This window comes from Streptomyces sp. NPDC017676 (assembly GCF_044329325.1).
Classification (GTDB): Bacteria; Actinomycetota; Actinomycetes; order Streptomycetales; family Streptomycetaceae; genus Streptomyces.
This window is the reverse complement of record NZ_JBIRJA010000010.1, coordinates 239,863-260,629: the sequence shown is the minus strand read 5'-3', so window position 1 is coordinate 260,629 and position 20,767 is coordinate 239,863. Positions and strand designations below refer to the sequence as shown.

The 20,767-nt window shown below is 70.1% G+C and carries 16 protein-coding genes and 1 tRNA gene; 6 read left to right on the top strand and 11 right to left on the bottom strand.

Annotated features, from left to right (window positions below; genetic code table 11):
- Window positions 1-24: 24 nt before the first annotated feature.
- The 3 genes from ACH4LD_RS23495 to ACH4LD_RS23485 are packed head-to-tail and all read right to left on the bottom strand — an operon-like array spanning window position 25 to window position 3,204.
- A complete protein-coding gene (locus tag ACH4LD_RS23495; RefSeq protein WP_398054116.1) occupies window positions 25-864 on the bottom strand; it encodes a carbohydrate ABC transporter permease in 840 nt (279 codons plus the stop codon).
- 31 nt (window positions 865-895) lie between these two features.
- Complete coding sequence (locus ACH4LD_RS23490; protein WP_398053706.1) at window positions 896-1,882, bottom strand: carbohydrate ABC transporter permease; 987 nt, start codon at window positions 1,880-1,882, stop codon at window positions 896-898.
- Window positions 1,883-1,887: 5 nt separating this feature from the next.
- Window positions 1,888-3,204 carry an ABC transporter substrate-binding protein gene (locus ACH4LD_RS23485; RefSeq protein ID WP_398053705.1) on the bottom strand — a complete coding sequence of 439 codons (1,317 nt, stop codon included), beginning with the start codon at window positions 3,202-3,204 and terminating at the stop codon, window positions 1,888-1,890.
- A 317-nt stretch (window positions 3,205-3,521) separates the two neighbouring features.
- On the opposite strand from ACH4LD_RS23485, the gene ACH4LD_RS23480 reads away from it, so the two are divergent.
- Entirely contained in the window at window positions 3,522-4,715 is a 1,194-nt protein-coding gene (locus ACH4LD_RS23480; RefSeq protein WP_398106185.1) for a phospholipase D-like domain-containing protein, read from the top strand.
- 128 nt (window positions 4,716-4,843) lie between these two features.
- Here the strand turns inward: ACH4LD_RS23480 and ACH4LD_RS23475 are convergent.
- From ACH4LD_RS23475 to sucC, 4 genes are all read right to left on the bottom strand, one after another.
- Window positions 4,844-4,928: transfer RNA gene (locus ACH4LD_RS23475), tRNA-Leu, on the bottom strand.
- Between the two features lie 164 nt (window positions 4,929-5,092).
- On the bottom strand, window positions 5,093-6,667 hold the full coding sequence (locus ACH4LD_RS23470; protein WP_398053703.1) for an aldehyde dehydrogenase family protein: 1,575 nt from the start codon (window positions 6,665-6,667) through the stop codon (window positions 5,093-5,095).
- 90 nt (window positions 6,668-6,757) lie between these two features.
- Window positions 6,758-7,639 carry a succinate--CoA ligase subunit alpha gene (gene sucD, locus ACH4LD_RS23465; protein ID WP_398053702.1) on the bottom strand — a complete coding sequence of 294 codons (882 nt, stop codon included), beginning with the start codon at window positions 7,637-7,639 and terminating at the stop codon, window positions 6,758-6,760.
- 11 nt (window positions 7,640-7,650) lie between these two features.
- Window positions 7,651-8,781 carry an ADP-forming succinate--CoA ligase subunit beta gene (sucC, locus tag ACH4LD_RS23460; RefSeq protein ID WP_398053701.1) on the bottom strand — a complete coding sequence of 377 codons (1,131 nt, stop codon included), beginning with the start codon at window positions 8,779-8,781 and terminating at the stop codon, window positions 7,651-7,653.
- A 264-nt stretch (window positions 8,782-9,045) separates the two neighbouring features.
- Between sucC and ACH4LD_RS23455 the strand changes: the two genes are divergently transcribed.
- The 5 genes from ACH4LD_RS23455 to ACH4LD_RS23435 all read left to right on the top strand — a co-directional run bounded on the left by ACH4LD_RS23455 (window position 9,046) and on the right by ACH4LD_RS23435 (window position 17,034).
- A complete protein-coding gene (locus ACH4LD_RS23455) occupies window positions 9,046-10,728 on the top strand; it encodes a thiamine pyrophosphate-binding protein (RefSeq protein ID WP_398053700.1) in 1,683 nt (560 codons plus the stop codon).
- A 10-nt stretch (window positions 10,729-10,738) separates the two neighbouring features.
- Window positions 10,739-11,980 carry a formyl-CoA transferase gene (frc, locus tag ACH4LD_RS23450; protein WP_398053699.1) on the top strand — a complete coding sequence of 414 codons (1,242 nt, stop codon included), beginning with the start codon at window positions 10,739-10,741 and terminating at the stop codon, window positions 11,978-11,980.
- A 4-nt stretch (window positions 11,981-11,984) separates the two neighbouring features.
- Complete coding sequence (locus ACH4LD_RS23445) at window positions 11,985-14,129, top strand: acetate--CoA ligase family protein (protein WP_398053698.1); 2,145 nt, start codon at window positions 11,985-11,987, stop codon at window positions 14,127-14,129.
- A 116-nt stretch (window positions 14,130-14,245) separates the two neighbouring features.
- Entirely contained in the window at window positions 14,246-15,634 is a 1,389-nt protein-coding gene (locus ACH4LD_RS23440; protein WP_132782694.1) for an OFA family MFS transporter, read from the top strand.
- A gap of 2 nt (window positions 15,635-15,636) precedes the next feature.
- Complete coding sequence (locus ACH4LD_RS23435) at window positions 15,637-17,034, top strand: OFA family MFS transporter (protein WP_398053697.1); 1,398 nt, start codon at window positions 15,637-15,639, stop codon at window positions 17,032-17,034.
- A gap of 136 nt (window positions 17,035-17,170) precedes the next feature.
- Here ACH4LD_RS23435 and ACH4LD_RS23430 read toward each other — a convergent pair whose 3' ends face one another.
- From ACH4LD_RS23430 to ACH4LD_RS23415, 4 genes are all read right to left on the bottom strand, one after another.
- Window positions 17,171-17,848 (bottom strand): GntR family transcriptional regulator, encoded by a 678-nt coding sequence (locus ACH4LD_RS23430; RefSeq protein WP_103813342.1) that lies wholly within the window; start codon window positions 17,846-17,848, stop codon window positions 17,171-17,173.
- Window positions 17,849-18,033: 185 nt separating this feature from the next.
- A complete protein-coding gene (locus ACH4LD_RS23425) occupies window positions 18,034-18,981 on the bottom strand; it encodes a beta-ketoacyl-ACP synthase III (RefSeq protein WP_398053696.1) in 948 nt (315 codons plus the stop codon).
- A 138-nt stretch (window positions 18,982-19,119) separates the two neighbouring features.
- Window positions 19,120-19,248, bottom strand: coding sequence for a hypothetical protein (locus tag ACH4LD_RS23420; protein ID WP_398053695.1), 129 nt, complete (start codon window positions 19,246-19,248; stop codon window positions 19,120-19,122).
- Window positions 19,223-20,551: an OFA family MFS transporter gene (locus ACH4LD_RS23415; protein WP_398053694.1), complete on the bottom strand. Its 1,329-nt coding sequence runs from the start codon at window positions 20,549-20,551 to the stop codon at window positions 19,223-19,225. Before ACH4LD_RS23415 ends, ACH4LD_RS23420 begins: the two co-directional genes overlap by 26 nt.
- Window positions 20,552-20,767 lie beyond the last annotated feature (216 nt).

Below are 20,767 nucleotides of genomic sequence, written 5' to 3'. Positions count from 1 at the left end.
TCCCTTCGGGATCAGGGGTGTGGGTCACTTGACGGCGCCCGCCGTCAGACCCGCGACGAGATAGCGCTGCAACAGCAGGAAGCCGGCCACCACGGGCACGCTGACGACCAGCGAGGCGGCCATGATCTGGTTCCAGTAGACGTCGTAGAGCGTGGAGTAGCCCTGGAGGCCGACGGCGAGGGTGCGGGTGGTGTCGTTGGTCATGACCGAGGCGAAGAGCACCTCTCCCCAGGCGGTCATGAAGGCGTAGACGGCCACCGCGACGATGCCCGGGATCGCGGCCGGTACGACGATCCGGAACAGCGCGCCGAGCGGTCCGCAGCCGTCCACCAGCGCCGCCTCGTCCAGGTCGCGCGGCACCGAGTCGAAGTAACCGATCAGCATCCAGATGGAGAACGGCAGCGAGAAGGTGAGGTACGTCAGGATCAGCCCGCCGCGGGAGCCGAACAGGGCGATGCCGGTGGCGTTGCCGATGTTGACGTAGATCAGGAAGAGGGGGAGCAGGAAGAGGATGCCCGGGAGCATCTGCGTGGACAGCACGGTGACCGTGAAGACACGCTTGCCGCGGAAGTCGTAACGGCTGACGGCGTAGGCCGCGAACACGGCGATGACCACCGAGCAGACGGTCGCCGCCCCGGCCACGATCAGCGAGTTCATGAAGTACTTCGCGAGCGGCACGGTCGACCAGATGTCGATGTACGGCCGGATGGTCAGCTCGCTGGGCAGCCAGCGGAATTCGCCGGTGACGTCGGCGAGCGGCTTCAGCGAGCTTGAGATCATCACGTACACCGGGATCAGCACGAACCCGGCGAGCAGGGTGAGGAACACCCTGCGCGACCACACGAACGAACGCGGGGGCGCCATGGGCGAGTTGCGCGGCGGCGCCAGCGACGGGTCATGCATCGGAGGCCCTCCGTCCGCGCGAGGTCAGCAGCAGGTAACCGCCCGTCACGACGAGCAGGAAGAGCAGCAGGAGGACGGACATGGCCGAGCCGGTGCCGAAGTTCCAGGCGACGAAGGAGGACTGGTAGATGTGCACCGAGATGAGGTCGGCGGCCTCGGGAGCGGCCTTGCCGAACAGCACGTACGGCGTGTTGAAGTCGTTGAACGTCCACAGGAACAGCACGAGGATCAGCACCTGGTTGACCGGGCGCAGCGACGGCAGGGTGATGCGGCGGATCTGCTGCCACATCCCTGCGCCGTCCAGCGCGGCGGCCTCGTACAGCTCTCGCGGGATGTTCTGCAGGCCGGCCGTCACGATGAGGAACGCGAACGGCCAGCCCTTCCACACGGACACGGTGAGCAGGGCGTAGAAGCTGTTGTCGCCGATGAGCCAGAAGGACCGCTTGTCGGTGAGGTGCAACTGGTCGTGCAGCACGTGGTTCACCAGGCCGTTGTCGTGCTGGAACATGAACACCCAGGTGATGACGGCCGCGTAGACGGGCAGCGCGTACGGCACCAGGAACAGGGCGCGCAGCAGGCCGCGCCCCCGGAAGGTGTCCTGCATGTAGACGGCGGCGGCCGTGCCGATCAGCCAGCACAGGCCGACCGACAGCAGGGTGAAGCCGACGGTGATGCCGAAGGACTGGAGCAGCGCCTTGCCTACGGGGGCGTCGAAGTCCACCGACACCCTGTAGTTGTCGAAGCCGTTCCAGGGGGCGGTGCCCCAGTCGCGGATGTAGAACTGGGTGAGCTCCTTGAAGCTCATCACGATGCCGATCACCATCGGCACCAGGTGGACGAGGAGTTCCAGGAGCAGGGCGGGGAGGAGGAGCAGGTACGGGAGCGAGACGCGTCTGATCCGCCCGGTGCGGCGGCGGGGTTCGCGCGCCGCACCGGGGGACGTGTCACGCACCGGTTCCTTCAGTGCGGTGGTCGTCATCGTGGTCAGGCCGCCGGCATCTGCTGCTGGGCCTTCTCGAGCTTCGCCTTGACCGAGTCGGTGGTCACGGCGCGTCCGGCGGCGGCGTCGGCGAACAGCTCCTTGACGGCCGTACCGACAGCCGTCTCGAACTGCGACTCGGACGGCACCTGCGGCAGCACCGCGGCGCTCTTGGCGAGCGTGTCCTTCAGCACCGCGGTGGCCGGCGTGTTGAACGCCGGGTCGCCCTGGGCGGACTTGACCGGCGGGATGGAGCTGTAGGCCGTGTTGAGGATCTTCTGCTCGGCGTCGGAGGTCATGAACTTCACGAACTTCGTGGCGCCGTCGAGGTTGTGGGTGTTCTTGAAGACGGCGATGTTGATGCCCATGAACGCCGAGTTGACCTGGGTACCGGGGCCGGGCGTCCCGGAGATCACCGGCACCGGCGCGACGCCGTAGGCGTCCTCGCTCATGCCCTGGGACTTGAGGTTGGCGGCGGCGGACTGCCACAGCAGCATCGCCTGCTTGCCCTTGGCGAAGTCGCTGACGGACTGGTTCTGCGCGTACTCGGCGTCGCCGGCCGGGATGACCTCGTCCTTGGCCATCAGGTCGACGTAGCTCTTCACCGCCTCGACCACCTTGGCGTTGGTGAAGTCGGGCTTGCCGTCGGCGGTGAAGAAGTCGGCCCCGTGCTGCTTGGCGAAGACGAAGACGTGGTGGATGTTCTCCGAGACGTTCGCGCCCTCTGCGCCGAGCACTGACTTGCCCTTGGCCTTGATCTTCTTGCCGTCCGCGACCAGCTCGTCCCAGGTGGCCGGAGGCTTGCTGATCCCGGCGTCGGCGAAGATCTTCTTGTTGTAGTAGAGGGCGTACGCCATCGAGTACAGGGGTATGGCGGCCGGATCCTTGCCCTGGACGCCGGTCGAGCCGAGTGCGGTGTCGGAGAACCGCTCCTTGCCGCCGATCTTGGCGAAGTTCTTCTCGTCCCACGACAGCAGCCCGCCGGTCGCCTGCAGGGAGGCACTCCAGGTGTTGCCGATGTTCAGCACGTCCGGGCCCTGGCCGGAGGTGGTCGCGGTCAGGATCCGGTTGAGCAGATCCGACCAGGGCACGACCTCAAGCTTGACCTTGATGCCGGTCTGCTTCTCGAACTTGTCGAGCTCGGGCTGGAGAACCTGCTCGTCCAGGGCGACACTGGCGCTCTGGTTGGAGGCCCAGTACGTCAGCGTCTTGGGCGAGTCGTTCGACCCGCCGTTGGTGGACGATCCGCCTCCGCAGGCCGTGGCCGCGAGGGCGAGAGACAGGGTGACGGCGCCTACGGCCGCGGCTCGGATCCTGCGCATGGCTCCCGGGTCCCTTCAGGGATTGCACTCATGACTTAATTTAGGACGTGAGTTAACCGCCCGGAGAGGCGATCGTCAAGGGATTCGACAGAACAGTTGGGCCGTGCGGAAGGGCGCACGGAAGGCCGCGCGGAAGGCCGTGTGCGGAGTCCTTCACCGCGCCGGCCGCGCCGGCCACGCGGTACCCGCCCAAGACGCGGTTCAGGTGGGGACCGTTGCCACGGACAGCAGTGAACGGGCAACCTGGCGCTGGCTCCTGACATACGCTCAGTCCCGACCCGCCATGCGAAGGGATCGTTGTGCGTCGACTGACGAAGATGTGGAGGACGGTCCTGGCAGCCGTCCTGCTCCCCGCGACCGTCCTGATTCTCTCCAGCCCGGCCCACGCCGCCGTCACGGTCACCACCTCGGCCGTCTTCAACGACCCGGCAGGCACCACCGCCGACCAGAACCGGATCCGCGACTACATCGTCAGCCTGATCAACGCCACCCCGGCCGGGGAGTCGATCACGGCCGCGGCCTACACGTTCACCGACGACACGGCCGCCCAGGCGCTGGTCGACGCCAAGGCGCGAGGCGTCAAGGTCCGCCTCATCGTGGACCACACCACCGTCACCATGAGCGGAGGCGAGTACACCACCCTGGCCGACGGCCTGGGCACCGACCGCACCCAGCCGTCCTGGGTGATGGCCTGCCCCAGCGCGCGCGGCTGCATCGGGGACCGGGAGCTCACCTCCGGGGATCCGGCGATCAACCACAACAAGTTCTGGCTGTTCTCCAACGTGGGCGGCGCGAGCAACGTGGTGGTGCAGACCTCGCACAACATGACCACCTCACAGCGCACCACCTACTTCAACAACGCCGTGACGATCCCGGACTCCGGCCTGTACGGCATCTACCAGTCGTACTTCTCGGACCTGCTGTCCTACGGCTCCTCCTCGTCGGGCTCCGACACCTACTACAAGACCCCGACCAGCACCACCGGCCCGTACAAGGCGTACTTCTTCCCCCGCCACGAGGCGTCCGGCACGTCGTGGAACAACGACGCGAGCACCGACACCGTCAAACTGGTCCTGGACAACGTCAGTTGTTCCGGGGGCACCCAGATCCGCGTGGGCATGAACCTCTTCAGCCGCGACGAGGTCGCCCAGGAACTGGTCAGCCTGGTGAACTCGGGGTGCTCGGTCTACCTGGCGGCCGACGGCGCACCGGGTTCCATGAGCCAGGCCGTGACGGACACCCTCTACGGCAAGCTGACCAAGCGGGTGGAGTGCTACGAGAACAGCCCCGACGGCACCTACAAGATCGGGGTGCACTCCAAGTACCTGCTGATCCAGGGGACGTACGACGGGGTCGCCAACCGCAAGCTGGTGTGGACCGGAAGCCACAACTACACCTACTCGGCGCTGCGGGCCAACGACGAATCACTGCTGAAGATCGACAACCCGGCGATCTACGACCAGTTCAAGGCCAACCACGACACGCTGATGAGCTACTGCGCCGGGAGCTGAACCCGTTCCGCCGGCCGGCCCGCACCGGGATCCGGCCGGCGGTGCCGGACACCGTGCGGCGGATACGCAAAAAAGCGAGGACCGCGACCCTCAGGTCGAGGCCCTCGCCACCGTGTCGTCACAGCGAGTGTCCGAGGGGGGACTTGAACCCCCACGCCCGATAAAGGGCACTAGCACCTCAAGCTAGCGCGTCTGCCATTCCGCCACCCGGACCAGGTGTCTGCCGCCTTGCGGGGTGTGTTCCGCGCGGCGACATGGACAACAATACCAAGGTTTCGGAGTGCGTTTCACCTGCGTATCCGTCCGCAGGGAGGAGGCAGGGCGCCGGATTGCCGACGGTGTACCGTCCGCGAGGTCCTGTGTGCCGAACGTGAGAATCAGGGCATGAGCTGGTACTCCGGGAAGTTCCCGGGCAGCCGCTCCCCCGCCGGGCCCCGCGTCACCGCCCGGACCAGGAGCTCACCGCCGACGAACGCGCCGCGCCAGGACGCGCCGAACCCACCGAACAGCTCGTCCCGGTCGCCGCGGGAGCGCGGGACGCCGTGCCCGGTCTTGAAGGCGCGGATCTGCGGGGCGAGCCGGTCGTAGACGGCCCGGTCGTCCGTGGCGAGCGTGGCCACCAGCGCGCCGTTGGAGGCGTTCATCGCGGCCAGCAGCTCGGCCTCGGTGTCGACGAGGACGATCGTGTCGACCGGCCCGAAGGGCTCGGCGTGGTGCAGCGGCGAGGACGGCGGCGGACCGAGCAGGGCGATCGGGTGGACGTAGGCGGAGGTGTCCTGGCCCGGCAGGAAGCGCGCCTCGTCCGGCCGGCCCCGGTACAGCGGTACGGCACCCCGGTCGACGGCCTCGGTCACCTGGTCGGTCAGCTCCTTGGCCTTGGCCGCGTTGATCAGCGGTCCGAAGTCCAGCTCGGGGAGCGGATCAGCCGGGTCCGCCACGGCGAGCGGGTGGCCCACGCGGACGGCCCGGACCGCCGGCAGGTAGGCGGCGAGGAACGTGTCGAAGAGGGAGCGCTGGACGACGAAGCGCGGGTAGGCGGTGCAGCGCTGTTTGCCGTAGTCGAAGAGCCGGGGGACGACGGCGGTGAGCGCCGCCCAGTCGGAGAAGTCCCAGATGCCCCAGGTGTTCAGGCCCTCCTGTTCCAGTATGTGCCGTTTGCCCAGGTCGGCGACGGCGGTGGCGACGGCCGCACCGGTGTCGCGGCCCCCGACGAAGGAGACGCAGCCGATCTCCGGCGCCCGCACCAGCGCCTGGTTCAGCTCGCGCCCGCTGCCGCCGACCAGGGTCAGCGGCACCCCCTCGCGGGCGGCCAGCGCCGCGGCGAGAGTGAGGCACGCGACACCGCCGTCGGTCGGGGTCTTGGCGATGACCGCGTTGCCGGCCAGCGCCTGCACGAGAGCGGCGTGCACGAGCACGCTCATCGGGTAGTTCCAGCTGGCGATGTTCGACACGGGCCCGTCCAGCGGGGTCCGGCCCGTGAGCATCGGTTCGATACCGTCGACGTACCAGCGCACGCCGTCGATCGCCCGGTCCACGTCCGCGAGCGCGAGCCGCCAGGGCTTGCCGATCTCCCAGACGAGCAGCAGCGCGAGCAGTTCGCGGTGCTCGGCGAGCGCGTCCAGGGTGGCGGCGACGCGGGCCCGCCGTTCGGGCAGCGGGATGTGCCGCCAGGCGCGGTGCTGGTCCAGGGCGGCGCGTACGGCCTGGTGGGCGGTGTCGCCGTCCAGGCGGGGCGCGCCGGCGATGGGGGTGCCGTCGACCGGGGTGGTCGCGGGCAGTGTCCGGCCGTCGGGACGCCAGACACCGGCCCACAGATTGCCGGCGCCCTGCTCCCGGAAGGCCTCGGGGGCGACCATGAGACAGCGCTGCCAGGCGTCGGCGTAGGAGGTGCCGGGTTTCAGGAGTGCGACGGGGGGAGGGGTCGGGGGCTGCGGGGTGAGGGTGGGTGCCATGCGTGGTCTCCGCTCTCGCTGGGCGGGGATGGAAGGTGGGGGGAGCTGCCGTTTCTCAGGGGCGGCGGTGCGGGAAGCACGCGCCTCGGCTCAGCCCTGCCGCAACACCTCCAGCACCACTCTGGCCGTCTCCGTGGGGGTGCGGCCCACCCGGACCCCGGCCGCCTCCAGGGCCTCCTGCTTGGCGCGGGCGGTACCGGTGGAGCCGGAGACGATGGCGCCGGCGTGGCCCATGGTCCGGCCCTCGGGCGCGGTGAACCCGGCGATGTAGCCGACGACGGGCTTGGTGACGTGGTCGCGGATGTAGGCGGCGGCCCGTTCCTCCGCGTCGCCGCCGATCTCCCCGATCAGGACGATCAGTTCGGTGTCGGGGTCGTCCTGGAACGCGGCCAGGCAGTCGATGTGACTGGTGCCGACGACGGGGTCACCGCCGATGCCGACGCAGGTGGAGAAGCCGGTGTCGCGCAGCTCGTACATGAGCTGGTAGGTCAGGGTGCCCGATTTGGAGACCAGGCCGATACGGCCGGGCTTGGTGATGTCGGCGGGGATGATGCCCGCGTTCGACTGGCCCGGGGAGATCAGGCCGGGGCAGTTGGGTCCGATGATCCGCGTGCCCCGCTGCCGCGCGTACGCGGTGAAGGCGACGGTGTCGTGGACCGGGATGCCCTCGGTGACGACGACGGCCAGCGGGATCCGGGCGTCGGCGGCCTCGGTGACGGCCGCCTTGGCGAAGGCGGGCGGGACGAAGACGACGCTGACGTCGGCGCCGGTCGCGCGCACGCCGTCGGCGACCGAGCCGAAGACGGGCAGCGGGTGCCCGTCGACGTCGACGGTACGGCCGGCCTTGCGCGGGTTGACCCCGCCGACGACGTTCGTGCCGGCCGCGCGCATGCGCCGGGTGTGCTTCATGCCCTCGGCGCCGGTCATGCCCTGGACGAGGATCTTGCTCTCCGTGGTGAGGTGGATGGCCATGTCCGGGCTCCTCAGTCGGTGTGGGCGAGTTCGGCGGCCCGGCGGGCGGCGCCGTCCATGGTGGCGACCTGTTCGACCAGCGGATGGGCGCGCGCGTCGAGGATCGCCCGGCCGCGCGCGGCGTTGTTGCCGTCGAGGCGCACGACGAGCGGCTTGGTGGGCCGGAGGCGGTCGACGGCCGCCAGGATGCCGTCGGCGACGGTGTCGCAGGCGGTGATCCCGCCGAAGACGTTGACGAGGACGCTGCGCACGGCGGGGTCGGCGAGCACCACCGAGAGCGCGTCGGCCATGACCTCCGCCGAGGCTCCGCCGCCGATGTCGAGGAAGTCGGCGGGGCGGGCGCCGCAGCCGGCGACCACGTCGAGGGTCGACATGACGAGGCCGGCGCCGTTGCCGATGATCCCGACCTCGCCGTCGAGCTTGACGTAGTTGATCCCGCGGGTGGCCGCCTCGGTCTCCAGCGGGTCCCGGTCCTCCGCGTCCTCGGCTCCCCAACGGGTCTGCCGGAAGCGGGCGTTGTCGTCCAGGGTGACCTTGCCGTCGAGGGCGAGGATGTGTCCCTGGGCGGTGCGCACGAGCGGGTTGACCTCGACCAGCAGGGCGTCCTCGGCGACCAGCACCTGCCACAGCCGGACGAGGACGTCGGCGGTCCGCGGCGGCAGCCCGGCGGCGCTCGCGATCTCGCCGGCCCTGGCGGAGGTGACGCCCTCGGCCCGGTCGACCGGGATGCGCGCCACGGCCTCCGGGTGGTTCGCCGCCACCTCCTCGATGTCCACCCCGCCCCGCGCGGACGCGATGGCGAGGAAGCCGCCGGCCGCGCGGTCCAGGACGTAGGAGACGTAGAACTCCTCGGCGATGTCGACCGGTTCGGCCAACATCAGGGTGCGGACCCGGTGGCCGTTGATGTCCATGCCGAGGATCTGCCGGGCCGTCAGTTCGGCGGCGGCCGGGTCGGCGACGAGCCGGACTCCGCCCGCCTTGCCGCGCCCGCCCGTCTTCACCTGTGCCTTGACCACAGCCCGGCCGCCGAGCCGCCGGGCGATCTCCCGCGCCCCCTTGGGTGACTGGGTGACCTCGGCCCGCGGCACCGGGATGCCGTGGTCCTGGAAGAGCTGTCGTGCCTGGTGTTCGTACAGGTCCATGCCGGCTCCTGTCTGCGGGGATCATCGCGCGCTCCGGTGACTTGATTCGCCCGGACACCGATGACCGAAAACTGTGTACGCCCCCTGGACACCACCCACTGGATGCGGGATAACAAGCTTCATACAGTATTCGTCGACTGTATGCAATCTACTGCATACAGCCTGCCGCTGTACGTATCGCCGCACGTATCGCTGTACGTCCGCTGTACGCACCCCCTGCCCCGCGAGCCGCACAAACTCCTACGAAAGGGACGGGACTTCGCCATGCCCGACGACACCCAGGACGTGATCTCCGGTGGCCATCTCGTTGCCAAGGCGCTGAAGGCCGAAGGCGTCGACCGCATCTACACCCTGTGCGGCGGCCACATCATCGACATCTACGACGGCTGCGTGGACGAGGGAATAGAAGTCGTCGACGTCCGACACGAGCAGGTCGCCGCGCACGCCGCCGACGGCTACGCCCGTATCACCGGCAAGCCGGGCTGCGCGGTGGTCACCGCGGGGCCCGGGACGACCGACGCCGTCACCGGGGTCGCCAACGCCTTCCGCGCCGAGTCCCCGATGCTGCTGATCGGTGGTCAGGGCGCGCTCACCCAGCACAAGATGGGGTCCCTCCAGGACCTGCCGCACGTCGACATGATGACGCCGATCACCAAGTTCGCGGCGGCGGTGCCGGACACGGCACGCGCGGCGGACATGGTGTCGATGGCCTTCCGCGAGTGCTACCACGGCGCACCCGGCCCCTCCTTCCTGGAGATCCCCCGGGACGTCCTCGACGCGAAGGTCCCGGTCGCCAAGGCCCGGGTGCCGCGGCCCGGCGCCTACCGGGCCTCGACCCGCTCGGCCGGTGACCCGGAGGCCATCGAGAAGCTCGCCGACCTGCTCGTCCACGCCGAGAAGCCGGCGATCCTGCTGGGCAGCCAGGTGTGGACGACCCGGGGCACCGAGGCCGCCATCGAGCTGGTGCGCACCCTGAACGTCCCGGCGTACATGAACGGCGCCGGACGCGGCACGCTCCCGCCGGGCGACCCGCACCACTTCCAGCTCTCCCGCCGGTACGCCTTCTCCAACGCCGACGTCATCGTCATCGTCGGCACCCCGTTCGACTTCCGCATGGGGTACGGCAGGCGCCTCTCCCCCGACGCCACGGTCGTGCAGATCGACCTCGACTACCGCACGGTCGGCAAGAACCGCGACATCGGGCTCGGCATCGTCGGAGACGCCGGCCTGGTGCTGAAGTCGGTGACGGAGGCCGCCTCCGGGCGGCTGAACGGCGGTGCGGCCCGGCGCAAGGAGTGGCTGGACGAACTGCGCGCGGCCGAGCAGACGGCGATCGAGAAGCGGCTGCCGCAGCTGCGGTCCGACGCCTCCCCGATCCACCCGTACCGGCTGGTCAGCGAGATCAACGACTTCCTGACCGAGGACTCGGTCTACATCGGCGACGGCGGAGACATCGTCACCTTCTCCGGACAGGTCGTCCAGCCCAAGTCGCCCGGCCACTGGATGGACCCGGGCCCCCTCGGCACCCTCGGCGTCGGCATCCCCTTCGTGCTCGCCGCCAAGCAGGCCCGCCCCGACAAGGAGGTGGTCGCCCTGTTCGGGGACGGCGCCTTCTCCCTCACCGGCTGGGACTTCGAGACCCTGGTCCGCTACGACCTGCCGTTCGTCGGGATCGTCGGCAACAACTCCTCGATGAACCAGATCCGTTACGGGCAGGCCGCCAAGTACGGCAAGGACCGTGAACGGGTCGGCAACACCCTCGGCGACGTCCCGTACGACAAGTTCGCGCAGATCCTCGGCGGTTACGGCGAGGAGGTCCGCGACCCCGCCGACATCGGCCCCGCCCTGCGCCGCGCCCGCGAGTCCGGCAAGCCGTCGCTGATCAACGTCTGGGTCGACCCGGACGCGTACGCCCCCGGAACCATGAACCAGACCATGTACAAGTGAGGTGGCCCGCATGACTGGAACGCCCACCAAGGCCCTGACCGGCATCCGCGTCCTGGACATGACCCACGTCCAGTCCGGGCCGTCCGCCACCCAGCTCCTCGCCTGGCTCGGCGCAGACGTGGTCAAGCTGGAGGCACCGAGCGGCGACATCACCCGCAAGCAGCTGCGGGACCTGCCGGACGTCGACTCCCTGTACTTCACGATGCTCAACTGCAACAAGCGGAGCATCACGCTGAACACCAAGACCGAGCGCGGCAAGGAGATCCTCACCGAGCTGATCCGGCGCTCGGACGTCATGGTCGAGAACTTCGGACCGGGCGCCGTCGACCGGATGGGGTTCACCTGGGACCGCATCAAGGAGATCAACCCGCGGATCGTCTACGCCTCCATCAAGGGGTTCGGGGACGGCCCGTACACCAACTTCAAGGCGTACGAGGTCGTCGCGCAGGCCATGGGCGGGTCGATGTCCACCACCGGTTTCGAGGACGGGCCGCCGCTGGCGACGGGGGCCCAGATCGGGGACTCGGGGACGGGTGTGCACGCCGTGGCGGGCATTCTCGCGGCGCTGTTCCAGCGCGAGCGGACCGGGCGCGGGCAGCGGGTCAACGTGGCCATGCAGCACGCGGTGCTCAACCTGTGCCGGGTGAAGCTGCGGGACCAGCAGCGCCTGGCGCACGGGCCGCTCGCCGAGTACCCCAACGAGGACTTCGGCGAGGAGGTCCCCCGCTCGGGGAACGCGTCCGGCGGCGGTCAGCCGGGCTGGGCGGTCCGGTGCGCGCCGGGCGGCCCGAACGACTACGTGTACGTCATCGTCCAGCCCGTCGGCTGGAAGCCGATCACCGAACTCATCGGCCGGCCCGAACTCGCCGAGGACCCCGAGTGGGCGACCCCGGAGGCCCGGCTGCCGAAGCTGAACAAGATGTTCCAGCTGATCGAGGAGTGGTCGGCGACGCTCCCCAAGTGGGAGGTGCTGGAGCGGCTGAACGCGCACAACATCCCGTGCGGCCCGATCCTGTCCACCAAGGAGATCATCGAGGACGCCTCGCTCGCCGCCAACGAGATGGTGGTCCGCGTCCCGCACCCCCAGCGCGGTGAGTTCGTGACCGTCGGCAGCCCGCTCAAGCTCTCCGACTCCCCCGTGGAGGTGACCGGCTCACCCCTCCTCGGCGAGCACAACGAAGAGGTGTACGTCGGCGAACTGGGCCTCGGCGACGAGGAACTGCGCCTGCTGAAGTCGAACGGGGTGATCTGACGTGATGGCCGAGGACCGGGTACTGCGGGTGCGGTCCCTGCTGGAGTCGGTGCGGGCCGAGGGCCGTACCGCGCTGACCGCGCCCGAGGGCCGGGTGGTCGCCGAGGCGTACGGGATCGCCGTACCGGGCGAGGAGCTGACGACGGACGTGGACGAGGCGGTGGCCGCGGCGGCGCGTCTCGGCGGGCCGGTGGTGATGAAGATCGTCTCGCCGGACATCCTGCACAAGACCGAGGCCGGCGGGGTCGTCGTCGGGGTGGAGGGCGCGGCCGGCGTGCGCGCCGCGTTCCACCGGATCGTGGAGAACGCGCGTGCCTACGACGCCGGGGCCCGGATCGAGGGCGTGCTGGTGCAGGAGCTGCTGCCGGCGGGCCAGGAGGTCATCGTCGGCGCGGTCACCGATCCGACCTTCGGGAAGGTGGTGGCGTTCGGGCTCGGCGGGGTGCTGGTGGAGGTGCTGAAGGACGTCACGTTCCGCCTCGCGCCGGTCTCCGCCGACGAGGCGCTGTCGATGCTCGACTCCATCCGGTCGGCGGAGGTCCTGCGCGGCGTCCGCGGCCGGGCCGGTGTGGACCGGTGGGCGGTGGCCGAGCAGATCCGGCGGGTGTCCCAACTCGTCGCGGACTTCCCGGAGATCGCCGAGGTGGACCTCAACCCGGTGATCGCGACGGCGCACGGCGCGGTCGCCGCCGACATCCGGATCCTGCTCGCCGAGCGGCAGCCGGTACCGCGCAGGAGGTACGCGCGCGAGGAGATCCTCGCGTCCATGCGGCGGCTGATGCAGCCCTCCTCCGTCGCCGTGATCGGCGCCTCCAACGAGCCCGGCAAGATCGGGAACTCGGTGATGCGCAACCTGGTCGACGGCGGCTTCGCCGGGGACATCCACCCGGTGAACCCCAAGGCCGACGACATCCTGGGCCGCAAGGCGTACAAGAGCGTCACGGACGTGCCCGGCGAGGTCGACGTGGCCGTCTTCGCCATCCCGGCACGGTTCGTCGCCGCGGCCCTGGAGGAGGTGGGGCGCAAGGGCGTCCCCAACGCCGTCCTGATCCCCTCCGGCTTCGCGGAGACCGGCGAGCACGAGCTCCAGGCGGAGATCGTGGCGATCGCCGAGCGGCACGGCGTCCGCCTCCTCGGCCCGAACATCTACGGCTACTACTCCACCTGGCAGGACCTGTGCGCCACGTTCTGCACGCCGTACGACGTCAAGGGCGGGGTGGCGCTGACCTCGCAGTCCGGTGGCATCGGCATGGCCATCCTGGGCTTCGCCCGCACCACGAAGACGGGTGTGTCGGCGATCGTCGGCCTCGGCAACAAGTCGGACCTGGACGAGGACGACCTGCTGACCTGGTTCGGGGAGGACCCGCACACCGAGTGCATCGCGATGCACCTCGAAGACCTCAAGGACGGGCGGGCCTTCGTGGAGGCGGCCCGCGCGACCGTGCCGAAGAAGCCGGTCGTGGTCCTGAAGGCGGGCCGTACGGCGGCGGGCGCCAAGGCGGCCGGTTCGCACACCGGCGCGCTCGCGGGCGACGACGCGGTGTACGACGACATCCTCCGGCAGGCCGGGGTCATCCGGGCGCCGGGCCTGAACGACATGCTGGAGTACGCGCGCGCGTTGCCGGTGCTGCCCACCCCGCAGGGTGACAACGTCGTGATCATCACCGGCGCGGGCGGCAGCGGTGTGCTGCTGTCGGACGCCGTGACGGACAACGGGCTGTCCCTGATGGAGATCCCGCCCGACCTGGACGAGGCGTTCCGCCGGTTCATCCCGCCGTTCGGCGCGGCCGGCAACCCGGTGGACATCACCGGGGGCGAGCCGCCGTCGACGTACGAGGCGACGATCCGGCTGGGTCTGGAGGACCCGCGCATCCACGCCCTGGTGCTCGGCTACTGGCACACGATCGTCACCCCGCCGATGGTGTTCGCCGAACTCACCGCGCGGGTGGTCGCCGAGTTCCGCGAGCGGGGCGTCGAGAAGCCGGTCGTGGCGTCGCTCGCCGGTGACGTCGAGGTCGAGGAGGCCTGCCAGTACCTGTTCGAGCGGGGGGTCGTGGCGTATCCGTACACGACCGAGAAGCCGGTGGCGGTGCTCGGCGCGAAGTACCGGTGGGCGCGGGCGGCCGGACTGTTGGGGGGCGGTTCATGAGCTGAGCGGAACGGGGCCGGCCCGCGGTGCGCGCCGGCCGGCCCCGGGACCCGTCTGCGCACGAAAGGCATGGGACAGGGGGCGCTGGCCAGAACTTTCGACGCAAGGGGTGAGCGATGAGAACGACCGATTACTCGACGTCCGTGCCGTACCGGGAAGTGACGGACCGGAACGGGCGCGTGTACCGGGTCGGCGAGTCCGACATCGACATCATGGGCCGCAGGCGCACCTGGATGGTCGTCCTGCCCTGGGTGGGCATGATGGGCATCAGCTCCGCCGAGTACGCGTTCACGTCGGCGGAGGACACGCTCCACGAGGCGCATCTGTGGAGCAACGGGCACATCTTCTGGCTGATGGGCGTCTGGGTGTTCTTCCAGGCGGCCGTGGCCTTCCCGGCGGGGCAGCTGCGGGAGAGCGGCCGGCTGCCCGCCCGTACGGCGATGCTGCTCGGCGCGGTCGGCACGCTGCTGGGCTATCTGTCACTGGCGTACGCGCCGCACGTCGCCGTCGCCTACCTCGGCTTCGGCATGTGCAGCGGCATCGGCGCCGGCCTGGTCTACGCGACCTGCGTGAACATGGTCGGCAAGTGGTATCCGGAGCGCAAGGGCGGCAAGACCGGCTTCGTCAACGGCGGCTTCGCCTACGGCTCGGTGCCGTTCGTGTTCCTGTTCACGTCGTACATGGACCTGGGCAACTACCGGAACGTGCTGGTCACGGTCGGCGTCGGACTGTGCCTGGTGGTGGCGTCCGCCGGCTGGTTCTTCAAGGACCCGCCGAAGAACTGGTGGCCCGCGCACGTCGACCCGCTCATGGTGACCCACGACCCGAAGATCCGGCGGGCGCTGGAGAAGAACCCGCCGGCCGTGAAGCAGTACACCCCCAAGGAGGCGGCCCGTACCCCTGTTCTGTGGATGATGTGGTTCTGTCTGCTGTGCACGGCCGGGATCAATATCTTCGGCATCGCCTTCCAGGTGCCGTTCGGCAAGGACATGGGCTTCGCGGGCGGGATCGTGGCGACGGCGATGTCCCTGAAGGCCATCGTCAACGGCACCGGGCGCGGGGTCATCGGCTGGATATCCGACCGCTACGGGCGCCGCCACACACTGATCATCGTGTGCGTCGTGCTCGGCTCGGCGCAGTTCGGTGTGCTGGTGTCCGGCCAGATGGGCAGCATGCCGTTCTTCCTGCTGTGCTCCATGGTCTCCGGTTTCGGCGGCGGGGCGATCTTCCCGCTGTTCGCGGCCATGACGGCGGACTACTTCGGCGAGAACAACAACGCCTCCAACTACGGGATGGTCTACAGCTCCAAGCTCGTCTCCGGGCTCGTCGGTTCGGGCCTGGGCGCGGTCGTCGTCGACGCGTGGGACTACCACGGCGCGTTCGTCCTCGCGGGCTCCGTCGGGCTGGCCTCCGCGGTACTGGCGCTCTTCCTGAAGGCCCCGGGCAGGCCGAAGGCCCGGCGCATCGTCCCCAACCCGCACCCCCTCGGTGAGGAGATGGCATAAGCATGACGGCAGATCCACTCTCGGCCGACCTGCACGCCGCACCACGTCCCTATCGCGAGGTGACCGACTCGCACGGCCGCGTCTACCGCGTGGGCGAGACCGACCGGGACATCCTCGGCCACTCCCGCAAGCTGATGGTCTACCTGCCGTGGATCGCCATGATGGCGATCAGCGTCTTCGAGTACGCGTACGGCTCCGCGGAGGACACCCTCTCGCACGCGCACGGCTGGACCCAGTCCAACACCTTCTGGATCCTCAGCGTCTGGGTGTTCTTCCAGGCCGGCATCGCCTTCCCGGCGGGCTGGCTGCGCGAGAGAGGCGTCCTGACCGCCCGCCGTGCGATGTACGCGGGGTCCGGCCTGTGCCTGCTCGGGTTCCTGGCCCTGTCGCACCTGGACGACGTGTGGCTGGCGATCCTCGGCTTCGGCGTGGTCGGCGGCATCGGCGCCGGGCTGGTGTACGCGACGTGCATCAACATGGTCGGCAAATGGTTCCCCGAACGGCGCGGCGCCCGCACGGGCTTCGTCAACGGCGGCTTCGCGTACGGCTCGCTGCCGTTCATCTTCATCTTCAACTACGCCTTCGACACGGAGAACTACCACCGGGTCCTGGACCTCATCGGCGTCTACGTGATGATCGTCGTGTTCGCCTCGGCGTTCTTCTTCAAGGACCCGCCGAAGAACTGGTGGCCGGCGGACATCGACCCGCTCACCTTCTCCGGCGACAGCAAGAACGCCCGGTCGCTGGCGAAGAACCCGCCCGCCGTACGGCAGTTCACGCCCAAGGAGGCCATCCGCACCGGGATGCTGCCCCTTATGTGGATCTCCATCGTGATGACCGCCGGCGTGTCGATCTTCGGGATCTCCTTCCAGGTCGACTTCGCCAAGGAGGTGGGCTTCGGCCCGCTGGTGGCGGCGTCCTCGATGGGCGTGATGGCGGTCATCAACGGCATCGGCCGCGGTGTCGTGGGCTGGCTGTCGGACCACTGGGGGCGCAAGACGACCCTCGTCTTCGTCATCGTCGTCCTCGGACTCGCCCAGTTCGGCGTCATCTGGGCCGGTGACGTCCGCAGCGAGTGGCTGTTCCTGTTCTTCGCCTTCCTCTCCGGCTTCGGCGGCGGCGCCTTCTACCCGATGTTCGCCGCGCTGACCCCGGACTACTTCGGTGAGAACTACAACGCCACCAACTACGGCCTGGTGTACAGCGGCAAGCTGGTCAGCGGCCTGTTCGGCGGCGGCCTCGGCTCGATGGTGGTCGGCGCCTGGGGCTACAACGGCGCCTACGCGCTGGCCGGCGGTGTCTCGATGGTGGCGGCGGCGCTCGCGCTCCTGCTGCGCCAGCCGGGCCGCACCGCCGGCGGCGAGCCGGTACCGGCCGTGAAGCCGCACCCGGCCACCTGACCGCCGGGCTCGACCGGTGTCCCCCCTCCCCGACCGGCTCGTCGGCCGGGGAGGGGGGACTCGGCGTCGGCCGGGGCGTTCCCTGTGGGGTGGCGCCGGCTCACCCCCGGCCCGGGCGGGCTGCCCGGAGACCCGGTCAGGTCGCGTTCCGCTCGTGGTACGAGCGCCGGGTGTGCTCGGTGTGCGCGCGCATCAGCCGGGTGGCGCGCTGCTCGTCACGGGCGGCGATCGCGGTGATCAGCTCGCGGTGCTCGCGCCACGACTGCCGGCCGCGCTGCCGGGCCACCGGCGTGTAGTACCAGCGGACCCGCCGGTCCACCTGGGCGGCGAGCCCGGCGAGGACGGTGTTGCCGGCCAGCTCCATCACCTTGGCGTGGAAGGCGGCGTTGAGGGCGACCGCGCGGTCCACGTCCTCGGCCGCCACCGCCGCCTCGCCCTCGGCGCACAGCTCCTCCAGCACGGTGATGCCGGCGCTGTCCGCGTGCGCGGCGGCCAGCCGGGCGGCCTCCGCCTCCAGCAGGGTGCGGACCGTGAGGAGCTGGTCGGCCTCCTCCTCGGTCGGCTCGTGCACGAACGCGCCCTGCGCGGGCCGCAGATCGACCCACCCCTCGGTGTTCAGCCGCTGCAAGGCCTCGCGCACGGGCTGCCGCGAGACGCCGAGGTGTCCGGCGAGTTCGCTCTCCACGAGGTGCTGGCCGGGCTGCAGGGCGCGGGTGGTGATGAGTTCCAGCAGCGCCTCGTAGACGCGCTCACGCAGCGGGCCGGGCCGTTCCAGCTTGGGCACCGCCCCCTGCGGCAGTCCGGTCGACAACATCGCGGTCCCCTCCTGAGCAGGTCTGACGCGTGGACCCTGAGACGCTCACTTCGGCTCAGTATCAATTGTCTTTCGTCTACAGTCTACGGTGCACAGTATTCAGCACCAGGCGTACGGAAGCACGGGGCAATCCAGCCGAGTACGCAACCGAGCCCCCTGCGGCTCGTATGGGCGCCGGGCGCCCGCTACGGGCACCGCACGACCTGACCGGCGTACGACAGGTTGCCGCCGAAACCGAACAGCAGCACCGGGTCGCCCGTGCTGAGCGCTCCCCGTTCGGCCAGCTTGGAGAAGGCCAGCGGGATGCTGGCGGCCGAGGTGTTGCCGGACTCGGTGACGTCGCGGGCGACCACCGCGTTGACGGCTCCCAGCTTCTCGGCCAGCGGCTCGATGATCCGCAGGTTGGCCTGGTGCAGCACGACCCCGGCGAGGTCCTCGGGTGCCACCCCGGCCTTCTCGCAGGCCTGGCGGGCGATGGCCGGCAACCGGGTGGTGGCCCAGCGGTAGACGCTCTGCCCCTCCTGGGCGAACCGCGGCGGCGTGCCCTCGATCCGCACGGCGTGCCCCATCTCGGGCACCGAGCCCCACAGCACCGGCCCGATCCCCGGCTCGCGGTCCGGTCCGCACGCCTCCACCACGGCCGCCCCGGCGCCGTCGCCGACGAGGACACAGGTGGAGCGGTCGGTCCAGTCGGTGACGTCGGACATCTTGTCGGCGCCGATGACGAGCGCCCGGGTCGCGGCGCCCGCCCGGACCGTGTGGTCGGCGGTGGCGAGGGCGTGGGTGAACCCGGCGCAGACGACGTTGACGTCCATCGCGGCCGGCCGCGGGATGCCGAGGCGGGCGGCCACCCGGGCGGCGGTGTTCGGGGAGCGGTCGATCGCGGTGGACGTGGCCACCAGCACCAGGTCGATGTCGGCGGGCGCGAGTCCGGCCGCGGCGAGGGCCTTGGCGGCGGCGTGCGCGGCCAGTTCGTCGACCGGTTCGTCGGGACCGGCGATGTGCCGCGTCCGGATGCCCACCCGGCTGCGGATCCACGCGTCGCTGGTGTCGACCATGCCCGCCAGGTCGTCGTTGGTGAGCACCTTGGCGGGCTGGTAGTGACCGATGGCGGCGATGCGCGAGCCGTTCATGCCGGGGTATCCCCTCGTGCCGTGGGTAGCGGGATCCACAGTCTGATCAGTGACTCGCGAGTACGACGGCAGGTGAAGCCACAGGAATCGGGCGCCCGGGTTGTCGGCTTCCCTCAGCCCCCCCGGACGCCCGGCCCTTCACCCTGTGAACAGCTGTGTCGCCTTCCGCACCAGCTCGTACAGGCCGTAGGCGAGGGGTGTGCCCACCCACAGCCAGGCGAGGGCGATCAGGCCCCTGCGGCTAGGCGGGCTGCTGGCGCTGGGCATCTGCGGCCTCCCTGGGGGCGGGGACGTGGTGGCGGGGGTGGACGGGACGGACGAGTTCGCCGGCGACGAAGCCGACGACGAGCAGGCCGATCATGATGCCGAACGACATTCCGTACAGCGACGGGCCGTGCTTGTCGGCCGCCTCCTGCCGGTCGGCGATCCAGTTGACGATCAGCGGCCCGAGCACGCCGGCCGTGGACCAGGCGGTCAGCAGCCGGCCGTGGATGGCACCGACCTGGTAGGTGCCGAAGAGGTCCTTCAGATAGGCGGGGATCGTCGCGAAACCGCCGCCGTAGAAGGAGAGGATCACCAGCGCGCACAGCACGAACAGCGGTTTCGAGGTGTCCCCGAACAACGCGATCAGCAGGTACATCAGCGCGCCGACGCCGAGGTAGACACGGTAGATGTTCTTGCGGCCGACCCGGTCGGAGGTGGCGGACCAGCCGATGCGGCCCGCCATGTTGGCGGCCGACAGCAGCGCGACGAAGCCGGCCGCTGCCGAGGCCGACACGGGGGTGGAGCTGTCCGCGAAGAAGTCCGTGATCATCGGCGCGGCCTTCTCCAGGATGCCGATGCCGGCGGTCACGTTCATGCACAGCACGACCCACAGGCACCAGAACTGCGGGGTGCGCACGGCCTCGCGGGCCGACACCTGCACGCCGTCGACGGCGCCCGGCCCGCTCTCGACGGGCTTCTCGGTGCGCGGCACCCGGATCAGGAGGACGCCGAGGGTCATGAAGGCGGCGTACGACAGCCCGTGCACCAGGAAGGCGAGGGCGATGCCATCGTTGTCGGAGCCGAAGGATCCGAGCATCTGGGCCGACCACGGCGAGGCGATCAGGGCGCCGCCGCCGAAGCCCATGATGGCGATGCCGGTGGCCATGCCCGGCCGGTCCGGGAACCACTTGATCAGGGTGGAGACGGGCGAGATGTAGCCGATGCCCAGGCCGATCCCGCCGACGAAGCCGTAGCCGAGGACGATCAGCCAGTACTGCTCCGTCCTGGCGCCGAGGGCGGAGATCAGGAAGCCGGAGGAGAAGCAGACGAGGGCCACGGTCATCGCCCAGCGCGGCCCGTTGCGCTCGACGAGCGTGCCGCCGAACGCGGCCGACAGCCCGAGCATCACGATCGCCAGCTGGAAGGGCAGCGCGCTCTGGGTGCCGTCGAGATCCAGAGCGGATTCGAGCGGCGGCTTGAAGACGCTCCAGGCGTAGGCCTGGCCGATGGAGAGGTGGACGGACAGGGCGGCGGGCGGGACGAGCCAGCGGCTCCAGCCCGGGGGTGCGACAGGGGGGCTGCTCATGACGCCGGACGGTAGGGCGGGGCACGGGAGTTGAGAAGCCGGCCGTCGACCGTATGCGGTGAACGGTATGCGCACTGCGCTCAACGGTCGCCGTGCGAGCCCGGGTTCGTCGCGCGAACCCTGCACCGGTCGCCGCGCGCACCCTTGCTGACACCAACTCCATACTGTAGACAATATTTCGTCGACAGGATTCAGCCGACGCGTCCGCCGGCTCCC